This is a genomic window from Saccharopolyspora erythraea NRRL 2338 (genome assembly GCF_000062885.1).
Taxonomy (GTDB): Bacteria; Actinomycetota; Actinomycetes; order Mycobacteriales; family Pseudonocardiaceae; genus Saccharopolyspora_D; species Saccharopolyspora_D erythraea.
Map to the genome: position 1 here is coordinate 2,722,719 of NC_009142.1, position 19,239 is coordinate 2,741,957.

The following is a 19,239-nucleotide window of genomic DNA, read 5'->3' on the forward strand; positions in this document are numbered from 1 at the left end:
ACTCCAATCGTCACCAGTTCAGACGGTGACGCAGTTTGCACGACTCAGTGTTACCGGTCAAGATGGTGACGTGAGATTCGCGTTCGTGAGCGGCAGTGCGGCACTGGATCTGGCGGGCACGCTGAAGTGGCGTCGGACCGAACCGGAAGAGCTGCTGGCAGGGCCGGCCGACCTGGAGCGCTGGCTCGACGCCTCCACCGACCTGCCCGGCGACGTCAGCGTCACCCAGGACGCGTTCCGGCAGGCCATCGGCCTGCGCGAAGCGGTCTACCAGCTCGCCACCGACCGGCTCGCCGAGCGCGGGTTCGACCGCCGAGCTCTCGACCTCGTCAACGGCCTCGCCCGAGACGCGGGCCTGACTGTGCAGCTCAGCGACACCGGAACCCGTCGGACCGGCAACATCGACGCCGTCCTGGCCGAACTGGCCCGCGACGCCGTCACCGTCCTCGCCGACCGCGAGGCTCACCTGAAGGAATGCGGCCGCCCCGCCTGCACTCGCATCTATCTCGATCGTTCCCGCGGAGCCCGCCGTACCTGGTGTGGCATGGACGAGTGCGGCAACCGCGTCAAGGCCGCCGCCTACCGGGCGCGCAAGCGCCGCACCGACGCTGCGGCCGCCTCCTGAGTCGTCTCACGACCAACGCCGGCCCCTCTTGACGTCGTCCACGTGGCGGGGTCCTTACACGGCTGAAACCGTCACCGCCTTGACAAGTGACGCGTCTCGGTCTGACTATTCGGTGCGTCACCGCTCAGACTGGTGACGTTCATCGATCCGAAGGGCAGCCCGCCTTGGACTCCTCATCCCTGCAGACCCCACCCAGCGGCCGCATCAGCACCGGTGAAGTCGCCGCCCGGCTCGAACGACTGCCCTGGACCAGCTACCAGCGCAGCCTGTTCCTGATCATCGCCACCGCGTGGCTGTTCGACTCGATCGACCTCGGCGCCCTGACGCACCTGCTCGCCCCGATCAGCGCCGAGTTCGGGCTGACCAAGCTGCAGGCCGGCCTCGTGGGCAGCGCCACCTTCGCCGGCATGTTCATCGGCGCCGTCGGCGCCGGCGTCCTGGCCGACCGGTTCGGCCGACTCAAGGTATTCAAGTACAGCATCATCATCTGGGGCTCGGCCAGCGTGTTGCTCGCGCTGTCCTGGGACTTCGCCAGCCTCGCCTCGTTCCGACTGCTGCTGGGCATCGGCATGGGCGCGGAATTCCCCGTCGCCGCCGCCCTGCTGTCCGAGTTCATGCCGTCGTCCAGGCGCGGCCGCTACGTCGCGCTGATGGAGGGCACCTGGCCCACCGGATTCATCCTCGCCGGCATCGGATCGTTCGTGCTGCTGTCAACGACCCTGGGTTGGCGCGGCTTCTTCCTCGCCCAGGCCCTGCTCGCCGTCGTCGCGCTCATCGTGCGCCGCAACCTGCCCGAATCTCCCCGCTGGCAGGTCTCCCGTGGCCGCCACGCAGACGCTATCGCCACCCTCGAGCACGTCGAACGCAAGACCGAAGCCGCTTTCGGTCGTCCCCTGCTCGCCCCCGGACCGATCGACGACCGCGACACGACAGGGCAGCAGGCAGGGCTGCGGGCGCTGTTCACCGACGGCTACCGCAAGCGGACCCTGGCCAGCTGGACGATGTGGTTCTGCCTGCTCGGCGGCTACTACGGCCTCACCACCTGGATCGGCAAGCTCCTCAGCGACGCCGGCTACGACATGGTCGAGTCCGTCGGCTACATCGTCCTCATGGCCCTGTGGGGCATCCCCGGGTTCCTTGCCGCCGCCTGGCTCATCGAACGGATCGGGCGCAAGTTCTGCCTGGTCGGCTTCTCCCTGTCCTCGGCAGCAGCAGCGTTCGTCTACGGCAACGCCTCCGGCGTCACCGAGCTGATCATCTCCGGGTCGGTCCTGCAGTTCATCTTCTTCGGGATGTTCTCCTCGATCTTCGCCTACACCCCGGAGCTGTTCCCCACCCGTGCCCGCGCCATCGGAATGGGCAGCTCCACCGCCGCCGGGCGCCTCGGATCCATCTTCGGACCCGTCGTCGTGCCTCTGGTCATCGCCGCCCAGGGCCCCAGCGTTGTGTTCGCCGCCAGCGCCGTGCTCTTCGTGACCGGATCGGTCGTGGCCATCCTGTTCCTCCCCGAAACCCGCCAAACCGTCCTGGAAGACATCTCCAGCTGAGTCGGTGCGGGCGTCGGCAACGGCGCCCCCACCTGACGCAAAACGACGGTTCGATCCGCATGTCGAGTGTTGATCGCGGTCCACGGATCAGGTGGTCAAGAACGCCGAACGCCCTGAGCTATGGGCCTGCCTGGACTACCTCCGCGAAGGCGACGCCCTCGTCGTCCTGGAGCTCTTCCGCCTCGGCCGCAGCCTCGCCGACCCGCACTCCATCGTCAGCGGACAACGCAGGCGCGGCATCGGGTTCACCTCGCTACACGAGAACCTCGACACCACTACACCCGGCGGCCGCCTGGCCTTCCACGTCCTCGCAGCCCTCGCTGCGGTCGACGGCACCCGCGAGGGCCTGGCTGCCGCCCGCGGCCGGCGTCCGGCTCGGCCGGCCACCGGCCATGACCCCCGAGCAGGTCCGCCCCGCCCGCGAGCTGCTCGCCGAGCCGGACAACACCGTGGCATCCATCGCGCCCCTGCTCAGCGTCAGCCGCTCCACGATCTACAAGTACGTCACAGAACTCAGCCCCAGCCGCACGATCGACCCCGAATCTGACCAGCGACCGGCGCTTCCGAGCTAAGCGTTGCTCTCTCGGCACGTGCTGCCGGTGGGGCTCATTGCCCTTTCCGCCGTATTCTGGGGCCCCCGATTAGGTCGAAAGTGGTTGCTCAGGGGCCGTGCCGTGCAGGGCAGGGCTCAGAAGCGCGCGGGCGATTCTGACCGGCGTCGGTCCACATCAGAAAACGCTGAAGTGCGGCCGGTGTGGCTCAATGGGTGACGTCCATGCGCTGTGTGCCGATGACCGACAGCAGCCGTAGCGCCTCTTCGGAGGGCGAGCCCGGGACCGCGGTGTAGATCACGACCTGCTGGTCGCGGTCGATGATGTCGAGGACGTCGCAGTTGACGGTGACCGGGCCGACCACCGGGTGCTGGAAGGTCTTGCACAGGGTGGGCTCGGCGGACACGTCGTGGGACTCCCACAGGCGAGTGAACTCTTCGCTTGCGTCGAGGAGTTCGGCTACCAGCTCGGCCACTTCTGGATCGTTGGGGTAGCGGGCGGCGGCGGCGCGCAGGCGCTGCGTCGAGTGGCGGGCGAACGCGTCCGCGTCCGAGACCCCGTACAGCCGCTGCCCCTGCGTGTGCGGGCCAAGAAAGACACGGCGCACAAGATTGCGGTCGCGTCGCGGCAGGGCGGAGAAGTCCTCCATCAGGGCTGCCGCCAGTTGGTTCCACGCGAGTACCTCGAAGGTCGCGGACGTTACGGTTGCCGCGGCCTGCGGCAGTCGGTGCAGCAGGTCGAGGATGCTCTGCCGTACCTCGCGCGAGGGCCCGGCCGACGGGAGCGGCGGTGCACCGGCGAGGTGGTGGAGATGGTTACGCTCGGCGTCCGACAGGCGCAGGGCCCGAGCCAGTCCGGCCAGCACCTCGTGCGACGGGTGCGGCGCCCGGGCTTGCTCCAACCGCGTGTAGTACTCGGTCGAGATGAACGCCAGCTGCGCCACCTCGTCGCGGCGCAATCCCGGGGTGCGGCGGCGCGGGCCGGCGGGCAGCCCAACCTCGGCAGGGTTGATCCCCTCGCGTCGGCTGCGCAGGAAGTTCGCCAGTTCCCTTCGATCCACCTCCCCAGTGTGTACAGACGTCGGCCGGCACAGCCAGGTACCGCCGGTGCCTGGCTCGGCTTCGCGGACGGGCGCAGGCTCGCTGCCATGGACAACACACCCATCACCGGCACATCCACCGCCCCTGCCGCCCTGGGCCTGCTGGCCGGCAAGGTCGCCTTCATCACCGGTGCCGGACGCGGCATCGGAGCGGCCGCGGCTCGGCTCTTCGCCCGCGAGGGTGCCCGAGTGCTTCTCGCGGCCCGGACGGAGGCCCAGCTGAAGACGGTGGCCGAGGAGATTCGGGCGGCGGGCGGCACCGCGAATTACGTGGTGTGCGACCTGGCCGACGCGACCAGCGTGCGCGCCGCCGTGGACCGCGCCGTGAACCTGTACGGCCGGCTCGACATCGCCTTCAACAACGGCGCGACGATCCAGCAGCCCGGCCCGATGGACCAGATGCCGGAGGCCGACTTCGACCACATCTACGACGTGAACCTCAAGGGCGTCTGGCTGGCCATGGTCGCCGAGATCGCCGCCATCCGAACCACCGCCGGGACGGGCGCTGTCGTCAACAACTCATCCGTCGGCAGCCTGATGGGCAACCCCGAGCTGCCCGCCTACGGCGCGATGAAGCGGGCGGTCAACAGCCTCACCGAGTCGGCCGCCGTCACCTACGGCCCGGAAGGCATCCGCGTCAACGCCATCGCCCCCGGCAACACGCGGACCGAGATGATACGCACCTGGGAACAGGGATCACCCGGTCTCCGAGAGCGACTCACGGCGCACACCCCGCTGCGCCGTGCGGCCGACCCGCAGGAGATCGCGCAGGCCGCCGCCTGGCTCCTCAGCGACCGCTCCTCCTACGTGACCGGCACGGTCCTGCGGGTCGACGGCGGGGCGCGGGCCTGAGCCGGGGATGCCTCTATCCCTGTTCACAGCCACTCGTTGATGGCCGCTACGAGGACGGTCGCCTCGTAGCGGACCGCGAGCTTGTCATACCTTGTGCCCACAGCTCGGTGCCGTTTGAGACGATTGATGCCGCACTCAACCCCGTGCCGAGCCTTGTGGTCCTCCGGGTCGAACTTCGGCGGACGGGCGCCGCGTGAGCTGAGTTTCTTGCGGTTACGGGCGTGGTCGGCCTTGTCCGGGATGGTGCAGCGGATGCCCCGACTGCGCAGGTAGGCGCGGTTCTTACGGGAGGCGTAGGCCTTGTCGGCACGCACCCGCCTGGGCCGGGTGCGTGGCCTGCCCGCCCCCAGTCGGGGCACCCTGATGCGACCCAGGACGAACTCGAACCGCGGGCAGTCGCCGCGCTGCCCGGCGGTGATCACGATGGACATGGGCTTCTGGCCCTGCTCGACGGCCAGGTGCAGCTTGGTGGTCAGGCCGCCGCGCGAGCGCCCAAGGTCGTGGTCGGCCGGCTCGGTGGCGACGCCGCCGGGCGGCTCTTCTGCACGTTCCCCCTTTTTCGTGTCCCGGCGGCATGCTGGTGGGCACGGACGATGGTGGAGTCAACATTGATGTCCCAGGTGATCAGGTCCTTGGCGTCGGCCTGGGCCTGCAGGGCAGTGAAGATCCGCTGCCAGGTGCCGTTGCGCTGCCATCGGCGGAACAGGTCATACACCCGGCCCCAGGGCCCGTATTCCTGCGGCATGTCCCGCCAAGGGATGCCGGTACGGACCCGGAAGCGTATGCCGTCAACCAGCTGCCTCTTGGTCCACATCGGCGGTCGGCCGGACTTCTTACGCCTCGGAAACAGGGGCTCGAGCACCGCCCACCGGGAGGAGCAGCGGAACTTGGACGGCTCACGGCGCAGACCCGTACCGCAGCGTCCGGCTGTCGATCGCGATCGCCTTGGTGGCGCGATCGAGGAAGCAGTGCCCCGTCGTGTCGTGTTCCCTCATGTGTCCTCACAGAGGACACGCTCGGCCGGGAAGAGGACACAGAAGCCGGGTGTCGGCCAGGTTGTCGTACGCATAGTGGAAGGCGTGAGCGATCCCGCCCCGACACCGGTGCCCTCCGCCCTCTCCGAACGAGCCCGCCCGGTACCTGGTCCGGCGTAGCGCTGGAGGAACTCGTGCTCTGTGCCGAGGGCCGGCTCGTGCGTGTTCGACGCCGGCTTGCAACGCCGCGAGCGAGCGCACCATCCCCTCGACTTTCGCGCTCTGATCGAACGGAAGTTCGACCTGAGATGTATCCGATTGACGATCGGTCAGCGGTCGGTGCGGGCTCCAGTCAACGCTACGGTCAAGGGCGGGCGTGGACACGTCCACGAGGTGGGTGCATGGATGGACTCAGACATGCAGGGTGGGCCGGTAGATGAGCTCCTGGATGTGGCCGTCGAGCGTCCGGTGCTCGATCAGCTCGAGGTCGAAGTCGGCCGCGCCCCGGAAGATCGGGTCCAGCCCGGTTCGGCCGGTGATCACCGGGAACAGCGTCATCTGGACGCGGTCGACCAGACCCGCGGCCATCAGCGCCCGGTTCATCGAAAGGCTGCCGTGCGAGCGCAACGGCACCTCGGACTCCTCCTTGAGCCGAGCGACGACGTCGACGGCATCGCCGCTCACGACCTTCCCGTCGGGCCAGTCGAGGGGGCCTTGCAACGTGGTCGACACGACCGTTGCCGGCAGGCTCCTCATCCGCGTGACCCACGGGTCGCGTACATCGGAGTCCTCGGTACTCGCGGCGAGCATCTGCGCGAACGCCCGGTACGTGTTCGCCCCGAAGACCATCTGCTGCTCCTCGTCGTAGAGGGCGAGGCGGTGGTCGAGGAGCTCGGGGCCTTGCTTGCCCCAGTACCCGGTCCAGCCGCCGCCGGCGGCGCCGAAGCCGTCGAGGCTGGAAAAGACGTCGAAGGTGTAGGTAGCGGTCATGATGCTCTCCTCGGCGGGTGCGGTTGGTCGGGTATGGGGGAGACAGACTGGGAACCACGGCGAGATTCATCGCCGTTGGGCGCTTGGAGTCCGGCCGCCCCCGGATGCGGTCTCAGGACTCATCGGCCTGCTCGTTGGCGATGGCAGCGGCAGGCCGCGCCGAAAGTGAGCCGCCATCTTGTCGAAGCGGGATCTCGTCGGGGTAACAGCGGCACGGGTGCGGGTTCCGCCCACACGACCCGATGAGTTCCGCCTCGCCGTGTGGTCTCCATGATGGAACGTCCCTCTTTTCGTGCCTGCGTGAGGCCGAAAATGACATGGTAAGGAGCGTGCATACCGTGGACCAGGAGAACGTGAGCGCCACCCTGACCGTCGTCGTACCCGCCGAGAGGGTGTTCGCGGTGCTGGCGAACCCGACGACGCACCCTGCGATCGATGGCACCGGCTGGGTTCAGGAACCTGTCGATCGGGCGACGCTGACAGAGGTGGGGCAGATCTTCCGGATGGACATGTACCACCCTGACGCTCAAGACGGTGACTACCAGGTGGCCAACAAGGTCCACGTACTAGACCCGCCGCGCGCCATTGGCTGGCTGACGGGTTACGCCCCCAAGGGCGACGGTCACCTGGAGTTCGGCGGTTGGTTCTGGCGCTACGACCTTGTGCCGTTCGGTCCGTCAGAGACTGAGGTCACGCTGACCTACGACTGGTCGGCGGTGCCGCAGTCCATCCGGGAATACATTTGGTTTCCGCCGTTCGGCCCTGAGCATCTCACCAACTCGCTGCACCACCTAGCCGATCTTGCCGCACCGACGTCCCAGGGCCTCTGACCTCGTCGACGTCGGCATCGTGCCGTGGAGGGCCTGTACTCGATCGGGGCATAACCGGGCGGGGCCTGCCCGCCGGGCGGGTCCTCGTCTACTCTCACGCCGGCGGGCCGACCACTGGGGGCACCGGTCGGCTCCTCCGTCCGCACGGGCAGGCAACCGCCACCCTTCGGCCCGCGCCCGGTGGACGGCAGAGGCGAAAGTACCCCCTGCTCGGTGTCAGCGGGCGTCGTCGCTCGCTCCGGGCAGTGCGGGCGCGCTCGACGCTGGCTTGCAGACCTGTATGAGGTCAGTCGTTTCGGTGGCAGTGCAACACGTGAACGGCCAGGACCTCCTGCTCGGCTGTGAGAGCCGCAAGGTACTGGCGGTTGCGCATGACGAAGGTCGTGATCCCTGCGCGGTTGGTGGTCGCCAAGGAACCGATCGGAAGATGCCCGCGAAGCCCGTGACCTCGCCGGCCTCTGGCGTGCCGCCTGCCGGACCAGATCGACAAACGCTGCTGGGCATGTTGAGAGACGTACGGGCTTGCCAGCCCGCGGTAGCGGTCAGCGGGTATCGCGGCCTCGGCTGCGCCAGGCTCGTGCGTATTCGACGCTGGTCCGCAACGCCTGGAGGAGGTCGACGGCCTTGGTCTCGCCTCCGGCGCGTGGTGCGGCCGTGCCACATCACTTGGTGATGTTCGACCGCAAGTCCGACCGAGCGGTGGGTGGGATGGCACCAGCGGCTATTCACTCGTTTGCCGCTGTGCTTCTTGATGTCGGGTGGCAACGAGCCGCCCGACACCGGCGTTCTTGCTCCTGGTGGCGTTGTTGCGGCGGGAGGGGGCGCGGTGGACGTGATGGCGTACTTCGGTCTGCTCTTGGTGATCTTCACCGTGGGAGTGCTGGTCTGGGGTTGGGTGGAGCGCAAGCTGATCGAGCGCCGTAGGCGCCAGTACCTTCGGCATCGGCATACCGGGTCCGATTCGAGTGCCGGCGGTGCCGACTATTCCGCTGGTTGGGACGGCGGCTTTCCGGCGGTGGCGGCGGGGACTCCGGTGGCGGAGGCGGCGGTGATGGTGGCGGCGGTTGGTGAGGAATCTGTCGTAACAACTCGTTTCAGAATGAGGTTGGTAGTTGGCGGTAGCAGATCAGGACGCATCCGAGCCGGAGGAGCCCGAGGTGGATGTCGGCGCGGCGTTCGTAGCGGGTGCGGAGGCGTTTGTACTGGTGCAGCCAGGCAAACGTGCGTTCCACGACCCAGCGGACCTTACCGAGACCGGAGCCGTGTCCGGTGTTGCGGCGTGCGATACGCGGAATGATTCCTCGTTCGCGCAGGGCTTTCCGGTGATGTTCGTAGTCGTAGGCGCGGTCGCCATAGAGCCAGCGAGGCCGTTGCCAAGGCCGACCGCGCTTACCACGGATCGTGGGCAGAGCCTCGACCAGCGGGATGAGTTGGGTGCTGTCGTGGCGGTTGCCGCCGGTGACCGTCACTGCCAGTGGGATACCGCCGGCGTCGGTGATCACATGGTGTTTGGTGCCGGTGCGAGCCCGATCGACGGGCGAGGGGCCCGTCGCCGCCCCCCTTTGAGCGCCCGCACATGCGATCCGTCGACCACCACAGTGTTCAGGTCGAGCCGATCCAAAGCCCGAAGCTGGTCCAGCAGCAGCTCGTGCACCGCGTTGAACACCCCGGCCTCGCTCCAGTCCCGCAACCGCCGCCAGCACGTCACTCCGGAACATCCCGCCACCTCGTGCGGTAGTTCCCGCCAGGTGATCCCGGTCTTGAGCACGAACACGATCCCGGCCAGAGCGGCCCGGTCGTCGACCGGCAACCGGCCCGGGTACCGGCTCCGGCGAGGCGGACGCGCCGGGAGCAACGGCTGCACCCGAGACCACAACTGATCTGGCACCAACTCCTCGATCACACCATGACCATGCACCGAGTCGATCAACCATCGCTATCAGACACGCCCATTATTCTGAAACGAGTCGTAAGTGAAGACTCCGTCCAAGTTCTGCGGGCCAGCTGAGCCTGGGGTGCTTTGGGGGCAGGCGATCAGCGTTCTCCCAGGGCATCTTTGTCAGATTTCAGGTCTCCGCGATGTGGTCGGTTACGTGCTGCACGGTGTGCGAGGGCGGACGGCGTCGTCGAGCAGGTGCCGTAGGGGTGTCGCTGTCGGGGCGAGGGCCGTGGCCAGCACAGCCGGGCCTGCCAGCGGTGCGACAATGCCCTCGCCATTGGCCGGCTCGTCGCCGAGCAGACGGGTGGCGGGCGGGGCGTTGGCGAAGGCCGGGTCGACGATCAGGATCTGGCCGGTAGCGCGGTGCTCGCCCAGGACGGCGGGACCGTCCCAGCCGGGGGCCGTAGAGCCGAACGTGGTGTGCTGGGCCAGCAGTGGGCGGCCGTCGCGATGCACGGTGAGGTGGCTGGACAGGTCGCCGGGGGGTTCATGGGCGCGTCCGAGGATCAGTTCTTCGCGGAGGATGAGCCGTGCGGTGGGTGCGAGGTCCACGGTGTAGGTCTGCCGCAGGTTGCTGCCTCGGGTGCTGATCAGTGGCTGGGGCAGCCAATACAGGGTCGCCTGTTCTCCCACGGTGAGTGTCACGTCGTAGGTGGCGTGGTCGGTGGTGGCGCCCCGCAGAGCGAGGGTGGCCGCAGCGGTGGTGATCTCCAGTTGCGCGCCCGCTTCGACGCTGACGTCGATGGCCAGTCTGTCCCCTCCCAGCGGCGCGCTCATCGCGCTGACAACGCAGACGCGTGCCTGGGAGCCATGGTTGCGGAGCTGCCGCAGATGGAAGGGACCGTCGCTGCGCAGGAGCGGCAGGACGGTCACGCCGTCGTGACTGGTGGCCCGGATGCGGGCAGTGGCGTGCACACCTCTGCCGGCCTGCGGTGGAGCCTGGGTGCGTGGCGACGTGGTCGTCACGCCGCGGTCCAGGCGGTCAGGCGCGCGCCGACCCAGTCCGCTACCGGCCCCACTCCGTTGTCGGCGGTGAGCGAGGTGAAGGCGACGGGCCGCTCACCGCGCTGGCGCTTGGCGTCGGCGGCCATCGCCTGAAGGTCCGAGCCCACGTGGGGAGCCAGGTCGGTCTTGTTGATCACGAGCAGGTCGGCGGTGGTGATTCCGGGGCCGCCTTTGCGGGGGATGTCGTCTCCGCCTGCCACGTCGATGACGAAGATCTGGGCGTCGACGAGGCCCTTGGAGAACGTGGCCGTCAGGTTGTCACCGCCGGATTCGACCAGGATGAGGTCGAGAGGGCCGACTGTCGCCTCGAGCTGCTCGACGGCTTCGAGGTTGGCGGAGATGTCATCGCGGATCGCGGTGTGCGGACAGGCGCCTGTCTCAACGGCCAGGATGCGCTCGGCCGGCAGAATTGCGTGGCGGAGCAGGAAGTCGGCGTCCTCGCGGGTATAGATGTCGTTGGTGACCACGGCGATCGACAGCCGGTCGCGCAGGGCCCGGCAGAGGGCCGCGACAGTGGCGGTTTTGCCGGAGCCGACAGGCCCGCCCAGACCGATCCGCAGCGCGCGACGGGAACCATCGGGCCGGACGGGGTCGGCAGGTCGGGCGGGAGCGGCGCTGTGCAGGTGCGCATGAGGGACGGAGTTGCCGATGTGCACGGAGGCCTCCACAGGTTGTTCGTTAGCGGGTTGGTCAGGAAGCGAACAGGCGTACCGGCCACTGGGCGTGTTGCTGGGCGGTGATGTCGATCAGTGGCGCGGAGGTGGCCGGTAGCACGGTGGTGCCTTCGGCTGCCACGCGGTCGGCCGCTCGGGTGGCACGGTCGGCGACCTGGTCGAGGTCGTCGGCGAGCCGGGCGAGGACGGCGGTGGCGTCGAAGGGATCGAGGCCCAGCAGCCGCACAGCTGCGGTGGCCGGGCAGCTGATGCTCTCGTATGCGGCGGCGTACGCGGCGTCCAGAGGCGCCAGGCCGGCCGCGTGGGCGGCCACCCCCAGCACCACAGGCTGGTGCGCGCCTTGCGGGCGGTCTCGGGCGAGTTGGTCGAGCTCCGGTGCCGGCCACACGACCCGCGCGGCGCGCATCATCTGCCGTCCCAGTTTCCGAGCGATGTCGCGCAGCGCCGGGACAGGGGTCCGGGCGTCGGCGGCCTCGTCCAGCGCCAACGGGTCGGCTCCGGCAGCCGCCGCGGCGGCCAGACCCGCGGCGACCACGCCTGCGGTGTGCAGGCGCCCCTGGCAGAACGTCTGCAGGCTGTGCGCGTCACGGATTGCTTCGCGGGCGACAGCGGCTTCCACCCCGCCGGAGTGCGCATGTCCTCCGGCGGGGAAGCGGCCGTCGGCCAGAATGAGCAGGGTTGCGCGGCTCATCGGTCAGAACAGGAAGTACCGCTGGGCCATCGGCAGCTCCTCGACGACGTGCTCCAGAGAAATCTCCTGCTGCTCGACGAAGGTTTTCGTGTCCGATGTCTCGGCACCGCCGATTTCCACCGTGTAGGTGTTGGGGTCGACGTCGACGTCGGGCGTGGCGCTGTTCTCCTGCATGTCGCTCTTGCTCAGGCACCGGGTGTCGGTGATAGCGCTGAATCTCTTGCCGACGCCCAGCCGTTGGGCCAGACCCTTGTCCAGGGCGCGCTGCGAGACGAAGTTGAACGAGTTCGCCGCGGGAGCTCGGCCCTGCGCTCCCCACACCGCACGGGGCAGGATCGGCTGTGGCGTGGGAATCGACGCGTTGGCGTCTCCCACCTGGGCGTAGGCGATCTGGCCGCCCTTGACGACCATGTGCGGTTTCACGCCGAAGAACTTCGGCTCCCACAGCACCAGATCGGCGAGCTTGCCGACCTCGATCGAGCCGACCTCGTGGTCGACGCCCTGGGCGATCGCGGGATTGATGGTGTACTTGGCGACGTAGCGGCGTGCGCGGAGGTTGTCCGCTCCGTTGTCTCCGGACAGGAATCCGTATCGCTTCTTCATCACGTGCGCGGTCTGCCAGGTACGCGTGATCATCTCACCGATGCGGCCCATGGCCTGGGCGTCGGAGGACATCATGGAGATCGCGCCCAGATCGTGCAGCAGATCCTCGGCCGCCATGGTGGAAGGGCGGATTCGTGAGTCTGCGAAGGCCAGGTCCGCCTCGATCTCCGGGTTGAGGTGGTGGCAGACCATCATCATGTCGAGGTGTTCCGCGACGGTGTTGACCGTCAAAGGACGGGTCGGGTTCGTCGAAGCGGGCAGGACGTTGTCCAGACCCACCATCTTGATCAGGTCAGGGGCGTGGCCGCCGCCCGCGCCCTCGATGTGGAAGACGTGCAGGCAACGCCCGTCGATGGCCTTGATCGTGTCGTCGACGAAGCCGGCCTCGTTCAGCGAGTCCGCATGCAGGGCCAGCTGCACGCCTGTGTCGTCGCAGACCTGAAGACAGGTGTCGAGCACCGCGGGGGTAGCTCCCCAGTCTTCGTGGATCTTGAAGCCGAGAACGCCGGCGTCCACCTGGTTGTACAGCGCGGCCTTGGACATGGTGCTGCCCTTTCCGAGCAGACCGATGTTGACCGGGAAGTCGTCCAGCGCCTCGAAGAGCCGGGCCAGATGCCACGTCCCAGGTGTGACGGTGGTGGCGGTGGACCCCTCGGCCGGACCCGTTCCGCCGCCGATCAGCGTGGTCACCCCGGCCGCGAGGGCTTCTCGGACCTGTTCCGGACAGATGAAGTGCACGTGGGTGTCCACGCCGCCGGCTGTGAGGATGCGGCCCTTGCCTGAGATGATTTCGGTCTCCGGGCCGATAACGATGTTGGTGGGTGTTTCGTTCTCCCCGTGCAGTGGGTCCATCGTTTCGGGGTTGTACGCCTTGCCCAGCGCCTGGATCCTGCCGTCGCGGAGGGCCACGTCCGCCTTGACGATCCCCCAGTGGTCCAGCACCACCACGCCGGTGATGACCGTGTCCGCAGGCCTGCGCTGATCCCGGGGGCCCGGGTCGCGGGGGATGCCGGACTGGCCCATCGACTCGCGGATCACCTTGCCGCCGCCGAAGACGACCTCGTTGCCGCTGCGTCCGGGTCCGCCGGCCCAGTCCTCGGTGATCCGGATGGACAAGGCGGTGTCGGCGAGCCGGATCCGGTCACCGACCGTCGGCCCGAACAGCTCCAGGTATTCGGAGCGGCTCAGTGGATTCTTGTACCGGGGGCCGGTCGGCGCCTCAGTCATCGAGAGATCCCCCCACTTCCTTGCGCAGGCCCAGCACGACACGCTCCCCCGCGATGGGCACCAGTTCGACCTCGTCGGTTCCGCTGCAGGGCTCGAAGCGCTTGGAGGTCCCGGCCGCCACGTTCAGCCGCTTGCCGTAGGCCTTTTCCCTGTCCTCCTCGGACAATTCCAGGCCGGGATTGGCCTCGGCGAAGTGGTAGTGCGACCCCACCTGGACCGGACGATCCTGAGGGTTGGACACACTCACCGTCGTCACCTCCAACCCCTCGTTGAAGGAAATCGGCTTCGCGTCGGCGGGATGCTCCACCTTCCCCGGATGCACCCGCGGCTGCCGCTCCGTCTCCTCGATGGGTTGAATCCTCACCCCTTGAATGGGGTTGTGAATCGTCACCAGCTTCGTGCCATCCGGGAAGGTCGCCTCCACCTGGACGCTCTCGATCATCTCCGCGACGCCCTCCATCACGTCCTCCGGACGTAGCAGTTCGCGACCAGAGGTCATGATGTCGGAGACGGACTTCCCGGCCCGGGCCTCTTCGAAGACGTGCACCGTCAGCAGCGCCACCGCTTCCGGATAGTTCAGCTTGATGTCACGTTCCCGGCGCCGTCGGGCCACGTCCGCCGCCACATGGATGAGCAGGCGCTCCTGCTCATGGGGAGTCAGATGCAATGTCGACCTTCCTTGACTCGCAGCACACCCACACACGGCACACGAGACCCCGACGACATCCGTATCGGGGTTTCATTCGCTGGAGCACGATGTAGGAACGGATGATCATTTGCACATTATTGGAGCCAACTCCGCAGGCCGAGGACGTTGCTGATCTTTCACTCCATCGAGTTCGGAGGCAGGAATCAGCGGAGCTGCTCCGCGAGTGCCAGACGCGCAGGGCTGTGGTGCGGGCGGCTGGACCGGTCGGTCATGCCCGCCGCGCCGTGGTGGCGGTAGCGGTCGGCCTACCGGTGGGCGGTGGTCACCGCAACCTGGAAGCGTTCGGCAGCACGCCACTGAGGTTCCCCTGTTAGCTCGGAGGCTTCCAAGCATGGGCCTATAAACCTGAAGGGAGCATCTGTGGCAGCGCCGAAAAAGTACCCCGACGAGCTGCGTGGACGTATACAGGCAGGCGGCCCCGCCGGGGCCGCCCTCGATGAAGTGAAGAAACCTTGGAGACGCAAGTCGCGCTATCGCGTGTCGTGTTTCGCTACGCGGTCCCTCTGCGGAGTTGTGCGATCCGCTACTTCACGCTCGGCTCCGACGATTCTTGAATGGCTGGGCACCGCCGCTCGTGGCACAAGGAACCGGAGGGGCCTGGCGGTCCGGCTGTGTGCGTGCCGTGCCTGGGGTTCGTGCCCGATGACGTCGGAGGTCACCGCCATACGCCTGGGTGAAGTACTGGCGCTCGGGCACTATTGGAGATCAATTTTGCGCCATTCTGGCCTGGATGCCTCGGATGGCCCGGGGCGGGGAAGAGAGTTTTCTGATGAAGCGAACGGTACGAGCCCTGGCCGGTGTGGTTGCTGCCGCCGCGCTCGCGGCTGTTCCGGCGGCGGCGCAGGCAGCGGGCCCCGTGGACGGCGCGGCGGAGTGGACGCTTCACTTCGACGGTCTGAGCGGCACGCCGAGTCCGAAGGACGCGGTGAGCAACTGGAGCGGCAAGTGTCCTGCCGGAACGATATTCACTATTCACGTTTATGGCGAAGCAGTAGGCGGTTTCCGGGAAGGTGTCGCGTGCACAGGGGGCACGTACCGCGTCAGTTTCATGCACTACGACTACTACGACGCGGGACGCAAGCACATCACGAAGGGCCAGACGTACAAGGCGATCTTTTTGAGCGACGCCGGCGGCGCGGAAGCGCAGACGGTCATCGAGTAAGACCACATCTCATTTGGGGTTGTTATGGATCAACAGGTCCAGCTTGACAGCTCGGCGGTAGCAGATCGCCGCGCACGCCAGTTGGACGAATGCCGCGTAGTGAGCTGCTTTGCGCTCGTAGCGGCGCGCCAGCCGACGGAATCGGGAAACCCACTCCAGGGTGCGTTCGATGACGTAGCGGTGGCGTCCCAGTCGCTTGGCCGACTCGATGCCCCGGCGGGCGATCCGGGCGATGATGCCCCGTCGACGCAACGCGTTCCGGCAAACCGGGAAGTCATAGCCCTTGTCGCCGTGCAGTTTGTGCGGCCGACGCCGGGGCCGCCCCGTAGGCACCTTGACCGGCGCGACGGAATCGACTACGGCCTCCAACTCCCGGTGGTCGTTGCGGTTGGCCGCCGAGACGACCACGGCCAGTGGAATGCCGCCGCGTTCGCTCATCGCGTGGATCTTGGAGCCAGGCTTGCCTCGATCTACCGGGCTGGGGCCGGTCGGGTCCCCCCTTTGACCGCGCGGACGTGCATGCTGTCGACCGACGCGCGCGACCAGTCGATCGCCCCGGCGGTGCCCAACAGGTCCAGCAGCGCCTGGTGCAGCTGGCTGAACACCTCCGCTTGGACCCATTCGGTGAACCGGCGGTGGGCGGTGGGAGCGCTGACCGCGAACGAGGTGGGCAGCGCCGACCAGGCACACCCGGTCTGCAGCACGTACAGGATCGCAGCCAGCACCGCGCGGTCGTCCAGCCGACGCCGACCCCCGCCTTGGTGGCGTTGCGGCGCATCAGGCAACAACGGACGCGCCAGCAGCCACAACGGCTCCGGGCACCACCTCTCCACATCACTCACAATTGATCAACATATCGCCTGCCTGGAAACACACCCAAATGAGATGCGGTCTTAGTTGAGGGTGATGCGGTCACCGTAGAACATGGCCAGCGTGTTCAGAGCGGTCTTCCAACCTCCGGTGCGTCCGGTGACGTTGGTCCGGTTGCGCTGTGGGGTGCGAATGACGAGGTAGAGCACCTTCAACGCGGCCTGCTCGTTGGGGAAGTGCCCGCGCCGGTGGGTGGCTTGCCGGAAGCGGGCGTTCAGGCTTTCGACCGCGTTCGTGGTGTAGATGATCTTCCGGATTTCCGGCGGGAAGGCCAGGAACGGGGTGAACTGCTCCCAGGACGAGCGCCACAGCCGGATGATCGCCGGGTACTTGCGGCCCCAGTCCTGCTCGAACTCGGCGAACCGGGCCTCGGCCGCCTCGGCGGTCGCGGCGGTGTAGACCGTCCGCAGTGCCTTGGTGATCGCACTCCAGTGAGCCCGCGAGGCGTAGCGCAGGCTGGACCGGACCAGGTGCACCACGCACTCCTGCACCGTTGCCAGAGGCCAGACCTCGGTGATCGCCTCCGGGAGCCCTTTCAATCCATCGCAGCAGGCGATCAGCACATCGGCGACACCGCGGTTTTTCAGCTCGGTGAGCACGCTCATCCACTGCTTGGCGCCCTCGCCGCCGGTGCCGACCCACAGCCCGAGTACATCGCGTTCGCCCTGGCAGTCGATGCCGACGACCACGTAGATCGGCCGGTTGGTGACCTGGCCTTCCCGGATCTTGACGTGGATAGCGTCGATCAGCACGACCGGGTAGACGCGGTCCAACGGGCGGTTCTGCCACACCTTGAGCTCGTCGACGACCTTGTCGGTCACTCGGCTGATCAAGTCTCGTGACACGTCGGTCTGGTAGATCTCGGCCAGGTGCGTCTGAATCTCGCCGGTGGTGAGTCCCTTGGCATACTACGAGATGATGGCCTCGTCGAAGCCGGCGATGCGGCGGGAGTGCTTGGGCACGATCTGCGGTTCGAAGCGGCCTGTGCGGTCACGTGGGACCTCGATGGATACCGGTCCGACTTCGGTCTGCACCGTCTTCGGCGACGTCCCGTTGCGATGGTTGCCGCCACCGCGGCCGGTCGGATCGCCCTTGGCGTATCCGAGGTGCTCGGTCATCTCCGTGTCCAGGGCCATCTGCAGCACCGTGCGTGTCACCCCGGCCAGCAGCCCGTCCGGGCCCACCAGCGACACACCCTGCTCGCGGGCCCGTTCGATCAGGTCCTGGGCCAGCTGCACATCCAGGTCACCACCAGCAGCTTCCTGTTCAGCGGCCTCCGAGGTCGCCTCGACATTGTCCGTCACGATTGATCCTTCCCGGCCGAAGCAGACGCTTCAGCCTGTCGGATCACCGCCCCACACACAAAGATCAGGACAGTCCCGCCGTTTTTTTTGGGCAGGCTGTAGGCCCGTTGCTCGCCCTGCCTGGCCCCGGGCTGCGCGGCCCCCAGGGGCGACTCGGGCGAGTAGACCGCGAGCCCATTGAGGTCGGCCCCGACACGTGCACCGAGCAGGAACGTCTCGGTCTCGCCGTCGTCGAAGCGGACGGTGAGGACCATGCCGGGTTCGGCGACCCCGTCGTCCGGTGGCGCTTCACCGACCACCGCGTCGTGCAACAACTCCTGGATCTCGCGGATGCGGGCGCGCCGATGTCCGTCGTCCACGAGCTGGCCGGGCTCGTTCTAACCCGTGCCGTCGTCGCCTCCAGCGGCACGCTGGGCGAGCAGTGGTGGCGCCGCCGGGCGGGATGCACATCAGCGGCTCCAGTCGGGACTTTTTCCCCTGTTCGTGCGTTGGCGGCGGTGTCAGATGAGGGTGAGCTTCCCGGAAAGTCGAGGGGAGGCGACGGGCATGGCACGCGGCGGAACACGGGCAGCCGTCATCGTGGCCGACACAATGCAGCGCATTCCGCGTCACCTGGTGCCGGATGGCGGAATTCTCGGTCGGGGCGAGCCCGACGTGGTGCATGGGCGGGGCACCCGCCTTGACGCAGGTTCGTCGGTGCGGGTTGCCGAGGCAGACGGTTGCTCTGCGGCCCGGATCTGGAAGAAGGCTGATTGCTGTGCAGGTCTCACAGGAAAACTTCGTGAACGACCTGAAAGAGAGAATTGAGTTCCTCCAACGATTGCGGATGGACCGTTTGCAGGATGCGGCCAACCTGGTCCGGGACCCGGACAGGTGGGGGCCGATTCAGACGAACGTCGCCACAGGTGCCGAGTCCGCTTGGACTGGTGCACCGCAAGAAATGCGAACTCTTCTTCAGCAGCACGGGCGGGCAGCTGACGACTTGAGCCAGGAAGCGAGCAGGCTGGGTCGACTCCTGGAACGGGCCCAGACGGCTGGGTCGCAAACCGAAGTTCGGAAGGTTCTCGCCGACTACGTGTCCCAGGAAGTCCCGAGTTACAAGAGCGCCGAATCATATTTGCGGCACAACCCTCGCTTGGTGCAAAGTGTGGCGGGGGCGGGGCAGCAGGTCGCCGGGACGGTCGGGCGGGATGCTCAGCGGGTCGGATGGATGGCTTGGCTGACCTATCAGGCGTCCAGGGGAATATCCGGAGTCGCGCGGGTCACGGGCGCAGTCGTCAGGGGCGGGGTTACCGTGCTGACCGCGGTAGGCAGGCTATTCACCTTCACGAACGTGGCCTCCCTCGCGGCCGGAGCGGTTCTCGGGTGGGTGGTGAACGAGGCATTCGACTCGTCGGGCACACCGCCGCCCCAGGAGGCCCGGACCGGTGTTCAAGGCCCGGCAGTACCCGGTGCGCCGAACGATGGTCAGGCCGGGCAACCGGGCGGTGAGCCCACCGGCGAAGGGCCCGCCGTAGCACCTCCAGCCCCCAGCCCTGGCGAGCCTGGGAACCAAGGCGGTGCGCCCGGCGATGCCGGTCCGGCAGA

The 19,239-nt window shown here is 67.6% G+C and carries 18 protein-coding genes and 3 pseudogenes; 7 read left to right on the plus strand and 14 right to left on the minus strand.

Going from position 1 to position 19,239, the window contains the following annotated elements:
* Positions 1-25 precede the first annotated feature (25 nt).
* The 3 genes and pseudogenes from SACE_RS12250 to SACE_RS39125 all read left to right on the plus strand — a co-directional run.
* A complete protein-coding gene (locus SACE_RS12250) occupies positions 26-625 on the plus strand; it encodes a CGNR zinc finger domain-containing protein (RefSeq protein WP_231849983.1) in 600 nt (199 codons plus the stop codon).
* A 164-nt stretch (positions 626-789) separates the two neighbouring features.
* Entirely contained in the window at positions 790-2,172 is a 1,383-nt protein-coding gene (locus SACE_RS12255) for an MFS transporter (protein WP_009947221.1), read from the plus strand.
* Between the two features lie 91 nt (positions 2,173-2,263).
* Positions 2,264-2,443: pseudogene (locus SACE_RS39125) on the plus strand (recombinase family protein); the annotation flags it as partial.
* On the opposite strand, the gene SACE_RS39130 reads toward SACE_RS39125, so the two are convergent.
* Positions 2,426-2,566, minus strand: coding sequence for a hypothetical protein (locus SACE_RS39130; protein WP_231850130.1), 141 nt, complete (start codon positions 2,564-2,566; stop codon positions 2,426-2,428). The pseudogene SACE_RS39125 and the gene SACE_RS39130 sit on opposite strands and share 18 nt — an antisense overlap.
* Here SACE_RS39130 and SACE_RS39135 point away from each other — a divergent pair.
* Positions 2,565-2,744 carry a helix-turn-helix domain-containing protein gene (locus SACE_RS39135; RefSeq protein WP_029621682.1) on the plus strand — a complete coding sequence of 60 codons (180 nt, stop codon included), beginning with the start codon at positions 2,565-2,567 and terminating at the stop codon, positions 2,742-2,744. The genes SACE_RS39130 and SACE_RS39135 overlap by 2 nt on opposite strands.
* A 187-nt stretch (positions 2,745-2,931) precedes the next feature.
* Here the strand turns inward: SACE_RS39135 and SACE_RS12265 are convergent, their stop codons facing one another.
* Entirely contained in the window at positions 2,932-3,783 is an 852-nt protein-coding gene (locus SACE_RS12265; RefSeq protein WP_009947220.1) for a helix-turn-helix transcriptional regulator, read from the minus strand.
* Between the two features lie 87 nt (positions 3,784-3,870).
* On the opposite strand from SACE_RS12265, the gene SACE_RS12270 reads away from it, so the two are divergent.
* Entirely contained in the window at positions 3,871-4,674 is an 804-nt protein-coding gene (locus tag SACE_RS12270) for an SDR family NAD(P)-dependent oxidoreductase (protein ID WP_009947218.1), read from the plus strand.
* A 23-nt stretch (positions 4,675-4,697) separates the two neighbouring features.
* Here the strand turns inward: SACE_RS12270 and SACE_RS40085 are convergent.
* Both SACE_RS40085 and SACE_RS12285 read right to left on the minus strand, forming a co-directional pair.
* A protein-coding gene (locus SACE_RS40085; RefSeq protein WP_372491179.1) for an IS5 family transposase occupies positions 4,698-5,581 on the minus strand; the annotation gives its coding sequence in 2 pieces (ribosomal slippage) (positions 4,698-5,195 and positions 5,198-5,581; 882 coding nt in all).
* A gap of 478 nt (positions 5,582-6,059) precedes the next feature.
* Positions 6,060-6,638: a dihydrofolate reductase family protein gene (locus tag SACE_RS12285; RefSeq protein ID WP_009947213.1), complete on the minus strand. Its 579-nt coding sequence runs from the start codon at positions 6,636-6,638 to the stop codon at positions 6,060-6,062.
* Between the two features lie 338 nt (positions 6,639-6,976).
* Here SACE_RS12285 and SACE_RS12290 point away from each other — a divergent pair, with 338 nt between their 5' ends.
* Entirely contained in the window at positions 6,977-7,468 is a 492-nt protein-coding gene (locus SACE_RS12290; RefSeq protein ID WP_231849984.1) for an SRPBCC family protein, read from the plus strand.
* A gap of 1,094 nt (positions 7,469-8,562) precedes the next feature.
* On the opposite strand, the gene SACE_RS36300 is transcribed toward SACE_RS12290, so the two are convergent.
* The 7 genes and pseudogenes from SACE_RS36300 to SACE_RS36305 all read right to left on the minus strand — a co-directional run.
* Positions 8,563-9,371, minus strand: a protein-coding gene (locus SACE_RS36300; protein WP_085982277.1) for an IS5 family transposase whose coding sequence is annotated in 2 segments (ribosomal slippage) — positions 8,563-9,032 and positions 9,032-9,371 — 810 coding nt in all. Because the reading frame shifts where the segments join, the coding sequence is not laid out codon by codon here.
* 186 nt (positions 9,372-9,557) lie between these two features.
* Positions 9,558-10,280, minus strand: coding sequence for an urease accessory protein UreD (locus SACE_RS12305; RefSeq protein ID WP_021342128.1), 723 nt, complete (start codon positions 10,278-10,280; stop codon positions 9,558-9,560).
* A gap of 89 nt (positions 10,281-10,369) precedes the next feature.
* On the minus strand, positions 10,370-11,080 hold the full coding sequence (gene ureG, locus SACE_RS12310) for an urease accessory protein UreG (RefSeq protein ID WP_009951496.1): 711 nt from the start codon (positions 11,078-11,080) through the stop codon (positions 10,370-10,372).
* A 22-nt stretch (positions 11,081-11,102) separates the two neighbouring features.
* On the minus strand, positions 11,103-11,777 hold the full coding sequence (locus SACE_RS12315) for an urease accessory protein UreF (protein WP_011873716.1): 675 nt from the start codon (positions 11,775-11,777) through the stop codon (positions 11,103-11,105).
* A gap of 3 nt (positions 11,778-11,780) precedes the next feature.
* Positions 11,781-13,607, minus strand: a complete 1,827-nt coding sequence (locus SACE_RS12320) for an urease subunit alpha (RefSeq protein ID WP_009951494.1) — start codon at positions 13,605-13,607, stop codon at positions 11,781-11,783.
* Positions 13,600-14,274 (minus strand): urease subunit gamma, encoded by a 675-nt coding sequence (locus SACE_RS12325; RefSeq protein WP_009951493.1) that lies wholly within the window; start codon positions 14,272-14,274, stop codon positions 13,600-13,602. Before SACE_RS12325 ends, SACE_RS12320 begins: the two co-directional genes overlap by 8 nt.
* Before the next feature lie 212 nt (positions 14,275-14,486).
* A pseudogene (locus tag SACE_RS36305) lies at positions 14,487-14,609 on the minus strand (leucine zipper domain-containing protein); the annotation flags it as partial.
* A gap of 380 nt (positions 14,610-14,989) precedes the next feature.
* Between SACE_RS36305 and SACE_RS12330 the strand changes: the two are divergent.
* Positions 14,990-15,478, plus strand: a complete 489-nt coding sequence (locus SACE_RS12330; RefSeq protein ID WP_009951491.1) for a hypothetical protein — start codon at positions 14,990-14,992, stop codon at positions 15,476-15,478.
* 9 nt (positions 15,479-15,487) lie between these two features.
* Here SACE_RS12330 and SACE_RS36310 read toward each other — a convergent pair.
* From SACE_RS36310 to SACE_RS12355, 3 genes and pseudogenes are all read right to left on the minus strand, one after another.
* A protein-coding gene (locus SACE_RS36310; RefSeq protein WP_085982278.1) for an IS5 family transposase occupies positions 15,488-16,323 on the minus strand; the annotation gives its coding sequence in 2 pieces (ribosomal slippage) (positions 15,488-15,969 and positions 15,969-16,323; 837 coding nt in all).
* Positions 16,324-16,371: 48 nt separating this feature from the next.
* A pseudogene (locus SACE_RS36315) lies at positions 16,372-17,652 on the minus strand (IS256 family transposase).
* Positions 17,649-18,011 (minus strand): GreA/GreB family elongation factor, encoded by a 363-nt coding sequence (locus tag SACE_RS12355; RefSeq protein ID WP_011873722.1) that lies wholly within the window; start codon positions 18,009-18,011, stop codon positions 17,649-17,651. Before SACE_RS12355 ends, SACE_RS36315 begins: the two are co-directional and overlap by 4 nt.
* Positions 18,012-19,239: the final 1,228 nt, after the last annotated feature.

Excerpts from the sequence above, each read along its gene's own strand:
- SACE_RS12285 (WP_009947213.1), bottom strand. The coding sequence starts at position 6,638 with ATGACCGCTACCTACACCTTCGACGTCTTTTCCAGCCTCGACGGCTTC.
- SACE_RS12270 (WP_009947218.1), top strand. The coding sequence starts at position 3,871 with ATGGACAACACACCCATCACCGGCACATCCACCGCCCCTGCCGCCCTG.
- SACE_RS12315 (WP_011873716.1), bottom strand. The coding sequence starts at position 11,777 with ATGAGCCGCGCAACCCTGCTCATTCTGGCCGACGGCCGCTTCCCCGCC.
- SACE_RS39130 (WP_231850130.1), bottom strand. The coding sequence starts at position 2,566 with ATGGCCGGTGGCCGGCCGAGCCGGACGCCGGCCGCGGGCGGCAGCCAG.
- SACE_RS39135 (WP_029621682.1), top strand. The coding sequence starts at position 2,565 with ATGACCCCCGAGCAGGTCCGCCCCGCCCGCGAGCTGCTCGCCGAGCCG.
- SACE_RS12320 (WP_009951494.1), bottom strand. The coding sequence starts at position 13,607 with ATGACTGAGGCGCCGACCGGCCCCCGGTACAAGAATCCACTGAGCCGC.